At 72.6% G+C, this 13227-nt stretch carries 11 protein-coding genes and 1 tRNA gene; 3 read left to right on the forward strand and 9 right to left on the reverse strand.

What is annotated here, in order from left to right:
* Positions 1-51 precede the first annotated feature (51 nt).
* From ACZ4V6_RS14810 to pgsA, 3 genes are read right to left on the reverse strand one after another with little or no spacing between them, the layout of a single operon-like run.
* Entirely contained in the window at positions 52-1218 is a 1167-nt protein-coding gene (locus ACZ4V6_RS14810; RefSeq protein WP_467826759.1) for a glycosyltransferase family 4 protein, read from the reverse strand.
* On the reverse strand, positions 1215-2144 hold the full coding sequence (locus ACZ4V6_RS14815; RefSeq protein WP_467826762.1) for a phosphatidylinositol mannoside acyltransferase: 930 nt from the start codon (positions 2142-2144) through the stop codon (positions 1215-1217). The genes ACZ4V6_RS14810 and ACZ4V6_RS14815 overlap by 4 nt, the downstream gene beginning before the upstream one ends.
* Positions 2141-2866: a phosphatidylinositol phosphate synthase gene (gene pgsA / locus ACZ4V6_RS14820; RefSeq protein WP_467827373.1), complete on the reverse strand. Its 726-nt coding sequence runs from the start codon at positions 2864-2866 to the stop codon at positions 2141-2143. The genes ACZ4V6_RS14815 and pgsA overlap by 4 nt, the downstream gene beginning before the upstream one ends.
* A gap of 203 nt (positions 2867-3069) precedes the next feature.
* Here pgsA and ACZ4V6_RS14825 point away from each other — a divergent pair, with 203 nt between their 5' ends.
* Positions 3070-5268: an elongation factor G-like protein EF-G2 gene (locus tag ACZ4V6_RS14825; RefSeq protein WP_467826765.1), complete on the forward strand. Its 2199-nt coding sequence runs from the start codon at positions 3070-3072 to the stop codon at positions 5266-5268.
* A gap of 218 nt (positions 5269-5486) precedes the next feature.
* Positions 5487-7148 carry a hypothetical protein gene (locus ACZ4V6_RS14830; protein ID WP_467826767.1) on the forward strand — a complete coding sequence of 554 codons (1662 nt, stop codon included), beginning with the start codon at positions 5487-5489 and terminating at the stop codon, positions 7146-7148.
* A gap of 70 nt (positions 7149-7218) precedes the next feature.
* Here ACZ4V6_RS14830 and ACZ4V6_RS14835 read toward each other — a convergent pair whose 3' ends face one another.
* The 4 genes from ACZ4V6_RS14835 to ACZ4V6_RS14850 all read right to left on the reverse strand — a co-directional run bounded on the left by ACZ4V6_RS14835 (position 7219) and on the right by ACZ4V6_RS14850 (position 11704).
* Positions 7219-7764 (reverse strand): HIT family protein, encoded by a 546-nt coding sequence (locus ACZ4V6_RS14835; protein ID WP_467826770.1) that lies wholly within the window; start codon positions 7762-7764, stop codon positions 7219-7221.
* A gap of 83 nt (positions 7765-7847) precedes the next feature.
* A complete protein-coding gene (gene thrS, locus ACZ4V6_RS14840; RefSeq protein WP_467826772.1) occupies positions 7848-9827 on the reverse strand; it encodes a threonine--tRNA ligase in 1980 nt (659 codons plus the stop codon).
* 90 nt (positions 9828-9917) lie between these two features.
* On the reverse strand, positions 9918-11141 hold the full coding sequence (locus ACZ4V6_RS14845) for a hypothetical protein (protein WP_467826774.1): 1224 nt from the start codon (positions 11139-11141) through the stop codon (positions 9918-9920).
* Positions 11138-11704: a DUF4365 domain-containing protein gene (locus ACZ4V6_RS14850; RefSeq protein WP_399881839.1), complete on the reverse strand. Its 567-nt coding sequence runs from the start codon at positions 11702-11704 to the stop codon at positions 11138-11140. The genes ACZ4V6_RS14845 and ACZ4V6_RS14850 overlap by 4 nt, the downstream gene beginning before the upstream one ends.
* Before the next feature lie 171 nt (positions 11705-11875).
* Here ACZ4V6_RS14850 and ACZ4V6_RS14855 point away from each other — a divergent pair, with 171 nt between their 5' ends.
* On the forward strand, positions 11876-12601 hold the full coding sequence (locus ACZ4V6_RS14855) for an exonuclease domain-containing protein (protein ID WP_467826776.1): 726 nt from the start codon (positions 11876-11878) through the stop codon (positions 12599-12601).
* 64 nt (positions 12602-12665) lie between these two features.
* Here the strand turns inward: ACZ4V6_RS14855 and ACZ4V6_RS14860 are convergent.
* A tRNA-Val gene (locus ACZ4V6_RS14860) sits at positions 12666-12737 on the reverse strand.
* A gap of 39 nt (positions 12738-12776) precedes the next feature.
* Positions 12777-13226 carry an SRPBCC family protein gene (locus ACZ4V6_RS14865; RefSeq protein ID WP_467826779.1) on the reverse strand — a complete coding sequence of 150 codons (450 nt, stop codon included), beginning with the start codon at positions 13224-13226 and terminating at the stop codon, positions 12777-12779.
* Between the last annotated feature and the right edge of the window lies 1 nt (position 13227).

Genomic DNA, 13227 nt, shown 5'->3' on the forward strand with positions numbered 1-13227 from the left:
GGTGCCTCAGCGGCGGATGCCGCCGGGGGCCGGGGGCACGGCCCCCGGCATTCAGTCCTTCGCCGCCAGTCCGAAACGTGCCCGCAGGCCCGTCGCCCGCTCGTCCGCCGCCACCGCCGCCGCGCCCGCCGTCACCGTCTCGTAGACGGACAGGATGTCCGCGCCCACGGTCGACCAGTCGAAGCGCCGTACGTGCGCGCTGCCCCGTTCCCGCAGCGCGGCCCGGCGCTCCGGGTCCGCCAGCAGCCGCACGGCCGCCTCGGCCAGCGCGCCGGCGTCCTCGTTGGCGAACAGCTCGCCGGCCGCCCCCTGGTCGAGGACCTGGGCGAAGGCGTCCAGGTCGGAGGCGAGCACGGGGGCGCCCGCCGACATGGCCTCGACGAGGATGATGCCGAAGCTCTCGCCGCCGGTGTTGGGCGCCACGTACAGGTCGACGCTGCGCAGGAAGCGGGCCTTGTCCTCGTCGCTGATCATGCCGAGGAACTCCACCCGGGAGCGCAGCCCGGCGGGCAGGGAGGCCACCGCCTCCTTCTCGTCGCCGCGTCCGGCGACCAGCAGCCGCGTCTGCGGGCGGGCGGCGAGGATCTGCGGCAGGGCCCGCATCAGCACCGGCAGGCCCTTGCGGGGCTCGTCGATGCGCCCGATGAAGCCGATCGTGTCGCCCTGCCACTCGGGCCTGGGCTCGGCCTCGGCGAAGAAGCCGACGTCGACGCCGTTGGGGATGACGACCGCGTCCCCGCCCAGGTGCTCGACGAGCGTGCGCCGGGCGTACTCGCTCACCGCGATCCGGGCGCTGATCTTCTCCAGGGCCGCCTGGAGGATCGCGTAGGCGGCGATCATCGCCCGCGAGCGCGGGTTGGACGTGTGGAAGGTGGCCACGATCGGGCCCTGCGCCGCCCAGCAGGTCAGCAGGCCCAGCGACGGCGAGGTCGGCTCGTGGATGTGGATGACGTCGAACGCGCCCTCGTGCAGCCAGCGCCGTACCCGGGCCGCCGACAGGAAGCCGAAGTTCAGGCGGGCCACCGAGCCGTTGTACGGCACCGGTACCGCGCGCCCGGCCGAGACGACGTACGGCGGCAGCGGGGTGTCGTCGTCGGCGGGCGCGAGGACGGACACCTCGTGGCCGAGGCGGATGAAGTACTCGGCGAGGTCGCGGATGTGGAACTGGACGCCGCCCGGCACGTCCCAGGAGTACGGGCAGACGATGCCGATCCTCACGAGGCGCCCCGCTCGCCGGGGGCGGGTGCCTTGGCCGGGTCCAGGTCCTTCAGCCACAGGCGCTGGAGCATGTGCCAGTCCTCCGGGTGGTCGGCGATCCCCGTGGCGAAGGCGTCGGCCAGCGCCTGTGTCATGACGGACGTCTTCTCGCGCCGCGTACCCAACTCGGGTACCTCGACCGGTGGGTGGACCCGGCCCCGCATGACCGGCGAGTCGTCGTACCACAGCGTCACCGGCAGCAGTCGTGCGCCGGTCTGCTGGGCGAGCAGGGCGGGACCGGCCGGCATGCGGGCCGTCTCGCCGAAGAAGCCGACCTCCACGCCGGAGGCGGACAGGTCGCGGTCGGCGACCAGGCAGACCAGGCCGCCGTCGCGCAGCCGCCGGGCCAGCGTGCCGAAGGCCGTGCCGCCGCTGTGCGGCAGGACCTCCATGCCGAGGCCCTCCCGGTAGGCGACGAAGCGGTCGTAGAGGGTCTCCGGCTTGAGGCGCTCGGCGACGGTCGTGAACGGGATGCCCAGTTCGGTGGTGACCCAGGCGCCGGCGAGGTCCCAGTTGGCCAGGTGCGGCAGGGCGAGCACCACGCCCTTGCCCGCGTCCATGCCCTCGGTCAGGTGGTGCAGGTCCTTCGGCGCGAAGCCCGCCCTGACGCGCTCGGCGCTCCAGGCGGGCAGCCGGAAGGACTCCATCCAGTAGCGCAGGTACGAGCGCATCCCCGCGCGCGAGAGCTCCGCGAGCCGCTCCGGGCCCGCGTCCGGCACCACGCGCGCGTAGTTGCCCTCCAGCCGCCGGACGCCCGTGCCGCGCTGCTTCCAGGCGAGGTCCGCGACCGTGCGGCCGAGCCGCACCGCGGCCGGTTCGGGGAGCTTCTTGACGGTGCTCCAGCCGGCCCCGTACAGGGCGTCGGACAGCCGCTCCCGAACGCTCACTGCGCCGCCTCGGTGCCCTGGTTCTCCTGCGCGGCGGCATCCGCCTCGGCCGACTCCCGGCGGACCGTGACGACGCGCTGGACCAGCGTGACGAGGCTGCCGACGGCGACGATCCACAGGGCGATCGGCAGCAGGTACTGGATGCCGGGCACGCCGAACTTGTGCAGCCCCGCGAAACCGGCCGCGACCAGGGAGACGACGAGGCGCTCGGCGCGCTCGACCAGCCCGTTGACGGCGACCGGCAGACCGATCGACTCGCCGCGCGCCTTGGTGTACGACACCACCTGGCCGCTGGCCAGGCAGAAGATCGACACGGCGCACAGCACGTTGTCGTCGCCGCGGCCCGCGTACCAGAGGGCGAAGCCGCCGAAGATCGCGCCGTCGGCGACCCGGTCCAGCGTGGAGTCCAGGAAGGCGCCCCAGCGGCTGGAGCGGCCGAGCTGGCGCGCCATGTTGCCGTCGACGAGGTCGGAGAAGACGAACAGCGTGATCACGACCGTGCCCCAGAAGAACTCGCCCATGGGGTAGAAGACCAGCGCACCCGCGACCACACCGGCGGTGCCGATGAGCGTGACCGTGTCCGGGCTGACGCCCCTGCGGATGAGAAACGCGGCGAACGGTGTGAGGACACGCGTAAAAAATGCACGCGCGTACTTGTTCAGCATGGCCTTCCCGACGGTCGGTGTGGCCGCGCGGCCCTTGCTGGCCACCGGCTGGCCCATCGTAGTCACGCGCGCGCGTGCGCAGCGGACGGGCACCCGCACCCCGGCTCCGCGGCCGGCGGGCGGGACGCCGTCCCTCGTATGGACGCGGCGTGACGGGAGTGGGAATCTCGAAGGACCGCGGGCGTCGCCGGAGCCGCCAGTGCACGCGGTCCCGCGCGTCCGCGCCCACAACGACCTCACCGTGCACGGGAGGCAAGGACATGGGCGAGAAGGCACACACCCACCCCGGAGCCGCCGGCAGGGCAACGGCGGCCGACCACCCCGCGTCCGTACGGAATGTGGTGCTGGTCGGCCACTCCGGATCGGGCAAGACGACCCTGGTGGAGGCTCTCGCGCTGACCGCGGGAGCCGTGAACCGGGCCGGCCGCGTGGAGGACGGCGGCTGCGTCTCGGACTACGACGAGATCGAGCACCGGCAGCAGCGCTCGGTACAGCTCTCCCTGGTGCCGGTCGAATGGGACGGCATCAAGATCAACCTGCTGGACACCCCCGGGTACGCCGACTTCGTCGGTGAGCTCAGGGCCGGCCTGCGCGCCGCGGACGCGGCCCTCTTCGTCGTCTCGGCCTCCGACGGGATGGACGGCTCCACCCGCATGGTGTGGGAGGAGTGCGCGGCCGTCGGCATGCCGCGCGCCATCGTCGTCACGCACCTGGAGGCGGCGCGGGCCGACTTCGAGGAGATGACGCGGATCTGCGCGGAGGCGTTCGGCGCCGACGACCCCGACGCCGTGCTGCCGCTGTACCTGCCCCTGCGCGGACCGCAGGCACCCGACGGGCACGCGCCCGTGACGGGCCTGATGGGACTGCTGACGCAACGGCTGTTCGACTACTCCTCCGGCGTGCGCGAGGAGTCCGAACCGGTCGGCGACCAGCTGCCCCTGATCGAGGAGGCCCGCAACCGGCTCATCGAGGGGATCATCGCGGAGAGCGAGGACGAGACCCTCATGGACCGCTACCTCGGCGGTGAGCGGATCGACGTCAAGACCCTGATCCAGGACCTGGAACGGGCCGTCGCGCGCGGCGCGTTCTTCCCCGTCCTGGCCGCCGCCCCCGCCCCCGAGGGCGCCCGGCAGGGCCTGGGCACGGTAGAACTGCTGGAACTGATCACCCGCGGCTTCCCGACGCCCCTGGAGCGCGAGGCGCCCCGGGTGACCACGCCCGACGGCGCACCGCGCGAGCTGCGGATGTGCGACCCCGACGAGTCGCTGGTCGCCGAGGTCGTCAAGACGTCCTCCGACCCGTACGTCGGCCGGATCTCCCTGGTCCGCGTGTTCTCCGGCACCCTGCGTGCCGACCAGACGGTGCACGTCTCCGGGCACGGGCTGGCCGACCGCGGCCACGAGGACCACGACGTCGACGAGCGGATCGGCGCCCTGTCGACGCCGTTCGGCAAGCAGCAGCGGCCGGTCACGCACGTGATCGCGGGCGACATGGCGTGCGTGGCCAGGCTGAGCCGCGCGGAGACCGGGGACACGCTGTCGGCCAAGGACGACCCGCTGCTGATGGCCCCCTGGGAGATGCCCGACCCGCTGCTGCCGCTCGCCATCCGGGCGCACAGCAAACCCGACGAGGACAAGCTCTCCCAGGGGCTCGCCCGGCTGGTCGCCGAGGACCCGACGATGCGGCTCGAGCAGAACCAGGACACCCACCAGGTGGTCCTGTGGTGCCTGGGCGAGGCCCACGCCGGCGTCGCCCTGGAGCGGCTGCGCAGCCGCTACGGCGTCCAGGTCGACGTCGTGCCCCATCAGGTGTCCCTGCGGGAGACCTTCGGGAACAGGGCCACCGGGCGCGGGCGGCACGTCAAGCAGTCCGGCGGGCACGGGCAGTACGCCATCTGCGAGATCGAGGTGGAGCCGCTGCCCGGCGGTTCGGGCATCGAGTTCGTGGACAAGGTGGTCGGCGGGGCGGTGCCCCGGCAGTTCATCCCGTCGGTCGAGAAGGGCGTGCGCGCGCAGGCCGCCAAGGGCGTCGTCTCGGGCCACCCGCTGATCGACGTCCGCGTCACGCTGCTGGACGGCAAGGCGCACTCGGTGGACTCCTCCGACGCCGCCTTCCAGACGGCCGGCGCGCTGGCGCTGCGGGAGGCCGCGGCCGACGCGAGGATCCACCTGCTGGAGCCGGTGGCCGAGGTGAGCGTGCTGGTCGGCGACGACTACGTGGGCGCCGTGATGAGCGACCTGTCGGGGCGGCGCGGCCGGGTGCTCGGCACGGAGCAGACCAACGGCGGGCGGACCCTGGTCCGGGCCGAGGTGCCCGAGATCGAGATCGGCCGGTACGCGGTGGACCTGCGCTCCCTCTCCCACGGCACCGCGCGCTTCGACCGCCGCTACGCACGGCACGAACCGATGCCGCACCAGGTCGCGGAACGGCTGCGCGGGGAGGTGCACGCGACGACGTGACGGCGCTCGAACCGGCGCGGGCCGTCCCGCGCCGGGGTCCGCCGCCCCGGCGCACGACGGCGCGTCTCGGCGTCAACCCGCGCGCAGGGGGGCGTCTTCGGCCGTCCGGTGACGCACGCCGTCGGCTGCGGATACGCTGATGACCTGATCAACAGGTGTGCGGGACGGGGAAGTCGGGAAGGCCGCAGGAGCGACAGTGGTGGCGATCGGGGGCGGGAATGGCCGTTGACGGCGGTTACGCGGACTTCTTCGGACCGCAGGTTCCGCGTGTGGACGACGGGGGGCAGACGGCCACCTTCGCGCTGGCCTCGGCCGCCTACCGGGACAACCCGATGGAGGAGATCAAGAAGGCCGACAACGAGTGGCACCAGACGACCGTCAACGCGGGCCGCTCCTGGGCCACGATCTTCCGCCCCAATCTCGGCGAGGCCTTCTCCCGCGCGGTGGCCGACCGCATGCTCGGCGGTGGCCGCAAGCCGCTCATCCAGTCCTTCGGGGCCGAGCCGCAGGTGGTCGTGGAGCACTGCCTGGCGGCCAACGGCATCCGCAAGGCCCGCGACCGCCGGCTCACCATGGTCAGCGTGCTGTGCGGTCTGCTGTTCCTCCCGGGCATGCTGGTCTGGCTGCTCGGTTTCCAGATCCGCACCACGGTCGCCAAGGCGGAGAACAAGCAGGCCGGGGCCCTGGGCACCGCCGTGCTCGTGGCGATCGCCGCCCTGGCGGTGCTGTTCCTGGTCAAGATGCCGTTCTCCGGCTTCTGGGCCTGGTACGCGCGCGCGGCCGTCGTGATGCCCGTCATCGGCTGGTTCTGGGCCAAGCGGATCTGCGAGAGGACGGCCAGGGACCTGCGGGAGCGCTGGGACGGCTTGCTGTCCGGCGGCGGCATCGGCGCCAAGGTGCCCGAGGCGGTGCCCAGCAACCCCAACGAGACGGCGGCCGAGCAGCTGCGCCAGTCCCTGGCCAAGCTCGGCGCCGAGCAGCAGTCCAACTCCGTCTTCTACGCCGGCCCCAAGGGCATCCTCGGCATGGGCACCCGGTGGGGCAGCTGGCAGCTCGCCGAGGAACTGGTGCCGGCCGACCCGGCCCGGGAGATCCACCCGTTCCGCAGCTGGGACGTCGTACGGGCCGTCCACGACCAGCTGAGCATGCTCCAGCGCGGCCCGCTGCACACCGGCGGGTTCCCGAAGCCGTCCATACGCCACTGGATCGTCACGCCGATCGGGGAGAACGCCACGTCGGTGTCCCGCCCGGAGGGCACGGACGTCGAGGCCTACCAGGTCAAGCCGCACGCGATCCAGGAGATCTGCAACAAGCAGCAGTTCGGCGCCGGCGACCGGCACTACCTCGGCGTCCAGTGGACGCTGTGGGACGGCCAGCTGGTCATCACGATGCTGATCACGGTGACCGTGCTGCACGCCACGCTGCGCATCGAGGTGACCGGGCACGCCCTGGGCCCGGTCAACCCGCTCTTCACGACCAAGCCGGAGGCCCCTTCCAAGGAGGTCGCCAAGTCGTTCAAGCCGTGGGAGACGCGCAAGGTGATGCTCCCGCTGGTCACCGCCAACGAGGTGGTACGGCTCGCCGTCCGCGCCCCGCTCACCTGGTACCCGCCCCTGCTGAACTGGCTCGGCGGCACGATCGGCCTCCCCGAGCCCTTCGGACTGCGGCACGCGTGGGCGGACCAGCCCTGGCGGCACCGCTTCATGGCCGACGACGCGCTGCGGGCGGCGACGCCGGTGCTGCGGGCGGTGCACTCGGCGGCGATCAAGGTGCTGGCGGAGAACGGCGTGGACACGGAGAAGTTCGGCGCGCGGTCGGCGTTCCTCAGCACGGCGGTACAGGACCCCTCGCCGAAGAAGGCCGACGTCTACGACGCGTAGGGCGCCGCAGCCCGCGGGCGGTCGTGCCGCCCGCGCCGGACCCCGCGCCGCAGCGCCTTGCGGGGAAGGGCTAGGCCGGCCAGGCCTCCGCCAGGATCTTACGGGTGTCCCCCAGCAGCTGCGGCAGCACCTTCGTGTGGCCGACGACCGGCATGAAGTTCGTGTCGCCGCCCCAGCGGGGCACGATGTGCTGGTGCAGGTGCGCGGCGATGCCCGCGCCGGCCACCGTGCCCTGGTTCATGCCGATGTTGAACCCGTGGGCGCCGGAGGCGGTCCGCAGGGCCGCCATCGCCTGCTTGGTCAGCAGCGCCAGCTCGGCGGTCTCCTCGTCGGTCAGCTCGGTGTAGTCGGCGACGTGCCGGTAGGGCACCGTCATGAGGTGGCCGCCGGTGTACGGGTACAGGTTGAGCACCGCGTACACGCGCTCGCCGCGGCGGACGATCAGTCCGTCCTCGTCGGACTTGGCCGGGAGCGAGCAGAAGGGGCAGCCGTCGTCGGCGCCGGGGCCGCTGGGCTTGTTCTCGCCCTGGATGTAGGCCATCCGGTGGGGCGTCCACAGGCGCTGGAACGCGTCCGGCGTCCCCACTCCGATCTGCTGCTCCGGCTCACTCGTCATGCGTGCAGCATATGGCGTCACCGGCAGGCCACGGAAAAAGGCCCCCGGGATCGCTCCCGGGGGCCCTGGGTCCGTCCGCGCGGTCAGACCTGCGCCCGCTCCTCGACGACCTTCGCGATCTTCGCGATGGCCTCGTCGACGGGGATGCCGTTCTCCTGCGAGCCGTCGCGGTAGCGGAAGGAGACGGCGCCGTTGGCCATGTCCTCGTCACCGGCGATGACCATGAAGGGCACCTTCTGCTTCTGGGCGTTGCGGATCTTCTTCTGCATCCGGTCGGAGGAGGAGTCGACCTCGACGCGCAGACCGGCGGCCCGGGCCTTCTCGGCGAACTCCTGCAGGTACGGCACGTGCGCGTCGCCGATCGGGATGCCGAGCGCCTGCACCGGGGCCAGCCACGCCGGGAACGCACCCGCGTAGTGCTCCAGCAGCACGCCGAAGAACCGCTCGATGGAGCCGAACAGCGCGCGGTGCAGCATGACCGGCTGCTGACGGGAGCCGTCCGCCGCGGTGTACTCCAGGCCGAACCGCTTGGGCTGGTTGAAGTCGACCTGCAGGGTCGACATCTGCCAGGACCGGCCGATGGCGTCCTTGGCCTGGACGGAGATCTTCGGGCCGTAGTAGGCGGCGCCGCCCGGGTCCGGGACCAGCGGCAGGTTCTGCTTCTCGGCGGCCTGGCGCAGCGCCTCGGTGGCCTCCTCCCAGTCCTCGTCCGAGCCGATGAACTTGTCGGAGTCGTCACGGGTGGACAGCTCCAGCTCGAACTCGGTCAGGCCGTAGTCGCGCAGCAGGTCCAGGACGAAGGTCAGGAGCGTGTCCAGCTCCTGGGGCATCTGCTCCTTGGTGCAGTAGATGTGCGAGTCGTCCTGGGTGAAGCCGCGCGAGCGGGTCAGGCCGTGCACGACGCCCGACTTCTCGTACCGGTACACGGTCCCGAACTCGAAGAGCCTGAGCGGCAGCTCGCGGTACGAACGGCCCCGCGACTTGAAGATCAGGTTGTGCATCGGGCAGTTCATCGCCTTGAGGCGGTAGTTCTGCTCGTCGAACTGGATGGGCGGGAACATGCCCTCCGCGTAGTGCGGCAGGTGCCCGGAGACCTCGAAGAGGTGCTCCTTCGAGATGTGCGGGGTGTTCACGAACTCGTAGCCGGAGGCCTCGTGCCGGCGGCGCGAGTAGTCCTCCATGACCTTGCGGATGACGCCGCCCTTGGGGTGGAACACCGCGAGGCCGGGGCCCAGCTCGTCCGGGAAGGAGAACAGGTCCAGCTCGGAGCCGAGCTTGCGGTGGTCGCGCTTCTCGGCCTCGGCGAGGAAGTCCAGGTGGGCCTTCAGCTCGTCCTTGGACGGCCAGGCGGTGCCGTAGATGCGCTGGAGCTGCGGGTTCTTCTCGCTGCCGCGCCAGTAGGCGGCGGCCGAGCGCATCAGCTTGAAGGCGGGGATGTTCCGGGTGGTCGGCAGGTGCGGACCGCGGCACAGGTCCTTCCAGCACAGGTCGCCGGTCTTGGCGTCGAGGTTGTCGTAGATGGTCAGCTCGCCGCCGCCCACCTCGGCGTCGGCGCCGTCGGCGGCCTGCGCGGCGTTGCCCTTGAGGCCGATCAGCTCCAGCTTGTACGGCTCGTCGGCCAGCTCCTCGCGGGCGGCCTCGTCGCTGGTGACACGGCGGGAGAAGCGCTGGCCCCGCTTCTGGATCTCCTGCATCTTCTTCTCGATGCGCTTGAGGTCCTCGGGGGTGAAGGGCTCCTTGACGTCGAAGTCGTAGTAGAAGCCGTCCCGGATGGGCGGGCCGATGCCCAGCTTGGCCTCGGGGAACAGCTCCTGCACGGCCTGGGCCATGACGTGCGCGGTGGAGTGGCGCAGGATGTTCAGGCCGTCCTCGGAGGAGATCTCGACGCCCTCGACGGTCTCGCCGTCCTTCGGCTCGTACGCGAGGTCCTTGAGCTCGCCGCCGACGCGGGCGGCGACGATCGAGCGCTCGCCGGCGAAGAGCTCGGCGGCCGTAGTGCCCGTAGTCACCACGCGTTCTTCCCGCTCGGAATCGCGTTGGATGATCACACGGACGTCTGACACCGGTCTCTCCTGACTGAAGGGGGCTGCGGCGCCATACCGGAGCGCACGCACGAGGGCGATCGTACCGACCCGGCCCCGCCCCGGTCGAAATCAGTCCCCTCCGCAGGCATCCCCGAAGACGTCCAGGTTCTCCTGGAGGGCCTTCAGCAACCGGTCCCGCTCGGCGTCGTCGACCTGCACGGGGGCGACCTCGCAGGCGCCGGTGAGGCGGCGGAACCCGCCCCGGCTCTCCAGCCGGCCCAGCACGCGCACGGGCAGCCCGACCAGGTGCGCGTGCCCCGCGATCCGGTACGCCTCCTCGTCCAGCGTGATCCGCACGTGCGGGACGTCGGCCCCGGCGAGCACCCGCAGCCGTACGGTGCCGGCGCCGCGCGGCCCGGTCCGGCGCATCCTCACGACCGTGCCGGTGAGCCGCACCGGCACGGAGGGCTCCGTGCGCAGGTAGCGGGCGCCGGCCTCGCGCAGGGCGGGCAGGTCGCCGGGGGAGAACTCGACGGGTTCGGCGGGGGCGGCGCAGTCCTCGGGGATCCCGGCGGCCGGGGCCCAGGCGACGGCGATCCGGGCGCCCTCGGTGCCCTGGACGAGGGCGACGAGCGCCTCGGTGAGTTCGTGGCTGACGCCCGCCGCGACGGCGCTGTCGAAGGCGTCCATGGCGCCGGTGGCCCGCCGGTAGTCGACGGCCTCGCGGGCGGCGAAGAGGGCCTGGTGGAGGCGGACGGCGAGGGGGCGGCCGGTGGTGACGGGCACGAAGGCGGTGAGGCGGCTGCCGTCGGAGACGGGGCCGACCAGGACGTTCGCCAGGGACGCGGCGGCGGCGCGGCGGTGCCGGGCGCCGTGGTAGCCGGCCCGCGCGCGGGCGGCGAGGGCGCCGGCGAGCAGGACGCGCCGGGCGGCGGAGCGCAGTTGCTCCTCCACCGTCCAGGGCGCGGTGCCGGCGGGGCCGGCCGGCAGGTCGCGCGACCAGCGGATCTCGTCGCTGGGTACGGCGAGGGAGACCAGGATCTCGCGGGCGGAGGGCGTGCCGCTGCGGGACAGGGCCAGCAGTGCCTCGGCGAGCAGGTCGTCGCTGTCGGGGAAGGCGCGGCTGTCGGGCACCAGCAGGCTGGTGGCGCCGGGTCCGGGCGGGGTCCAGCGGCCGTAGCGGCCCGGGGCGCCGCCGCGCCGGTGCCAGCCGTGCCGGTGCAGCAGGGCCGCGAGCACGGCCGGATCGACGGCGGCGGGCTCGGGCGCGCTGTCGTCCCAAGCGGCGGCGCGGGCGTCGGCGGGATGCGGCCGGACGGGGCGCAGGGGCTCGTGGGTGGGGCGGTGCGTCACGGTTTCCCTCCCGTCCCGACCCGCGTCATGATCTCGCACAGCGCCCGGTCGTCGAAGACCCGCGCGGTCGGTATCCGCACGGTGGTACGCCGCCGGCCCGTGACCGGGTGTCCGGCGAGGTTGGTCCAGTAGCAGCAGTGCCTGAGGTCCAGCCGGTCGTGGCCGGCGCGCAGCCACTGGTCGCGGGAGCGCGGGACGATCATCACGACCAGGATCTTGTGCACCGACACCGGGGTGCGGGCGAGCTTCGCCAGGTGGTCGTTGTCGAGCGTGAAAGAGAAGAAGCGGCCCGGCGGGCTCGGCGGGATCTGGTAGGTCGCCTTGAGCTGCACCTTGATGGTGACCTCGTCGTCGACGGTGTGCCCGGGCGCGCTGTGGCTGACGTGCCAGTCGATGCCGTTGTCCGGGAAGGGCTGGGACAGCGAGCAGCCGGCCGCGGCGGCGACCGCGTGCAGATAGCCGACCTGCAGGGTCTCCATGCAGGCGGTGGTGGCGAGGGACCCGCGAGTGGGCGCCGTGCGCTCGGGCAGCAGCCCGCCCCGTTCGGGCTGCGCTATGGCCATGGCCAACAGCCTTCCAGAACTGGTGTAACCACGCTGCGGGTCGCTGAACTGCAAAGACCCGTACTCCTGTTGTGTCCTTCCGGCGTACGCCGCAAACAGCCCGGGTATCACCGAACCGGGACAGAGGGCGGCGCGTCGGCTGCCGTGCCTGGACGAGGAGTTGAGTGCCCTATGACGTGCTGGTTCGAGGGGCCGCTGGCCGCCTTCGACACGGAGACGACGGGTGTGGACGTCGAGACCGACCGGATCGTGTCGGCGGCCCTGGTCGTCCAGGACGCCCCGGGTCTGCGGCCCCGGGTCAGCCGCTGGCTGGTGAACCCGGGTGTGCCGGTGCCCGAGGCCGCGACGGCGGTGCACGGGCTGACGGAGGAGCACCTGCAGCGCAACGGGCGCTGGCCGGCGCCGGTGATGTACGAGATAGCCGAGGCGATCGGCGAGCAGGCCCGGGCGGGCCGTCCGCTCGTGGTGATGAACGCGCCGTTCGATCTCACCCTGCTGGACCGGGAGTTGCGCCGCCACCGGGCCTCGTCGCTGGCCGCCCGGCTGGAGCGGACGTCGCTGCACGTCCTGGATCCGCGGGTGCTCGACAAGCACCTGGACCGCTACCGCAAGGGCCGCCGCACCCTCACCGACCTGTGCGCGCACTACGGCGTCGAACTGGAGGGCGCGCACGACGCGGCGGCCGACGCGCAGGCCGCGCTGGGGGTCGTCCGGGCGGTGGGGCGCCGCTTCCAGGCACGGCTGGAGCGCCTCTCCCCCGCCGAGCTGCACACGCTCCAGGCGGTGTGGCACGCGGGACAGGCCCGGGGGCTGCAGGCGTGGTTCGCGCTGAACGGGACGGAGGAGGCCGTGGACCCGGCCTGGCCCCTGCGTCCGGACCTGCCGGCGGCGGCGTGATGGCAGGAGGACCGTGAGCACACGAAGAAGCCGGTCCGTCGCGTGACGGACCGGCTTTTCCCGGTGGGCGATACTGGGTTCGAACCAGTGACCTCTTCGGTGTGAACGAAGCGCTCTCCCACTGAGCTAATCGCCCGGGAACGCACTGAACAATACAGTGACCGGCACGGTTCCTTCAAACCGCTTCCAGGCGGGCCGCCAGCCCGCGCCGTCCCGCCCGCATCATCAGCCGGTGGTTGGCCCGGAACAGGGGCCGTCCCGGCACGGCGAGACGGCGCAGCAGGGGCTTGCGGACGTCGACCTCCTGGTCGTAGCGGACCCTGCTGCCGCCGGTGCCGTCGGGGGCGACCGTCCAGCGGGCCCGGCCCTCGATGTCGCCGGACAGGGAGACCTCCAGCACGCCCGCCGCCGGGTCGCGCCGCAGCTCCCGCAGGGTCTGGGTCAGGTCGTACGGGAGGAGGGAGCGGATCCGGAGGACCGCGCCGGTGTCGTCGACGCGGGTGACCTCGCGCACCTGGGGCCACCAGCGGGGGTAGTCCTCGACCCGCTCCAGCTCGCGGTAGACGGCCGGGGCGGGCACGGGCAGGGTCCACAGGCTGCGGAAGACGTAATGGTTCCAGTCCACC

Source organism: Streptomyces sp. NPDC029152, from assembly GCF_055564355.1.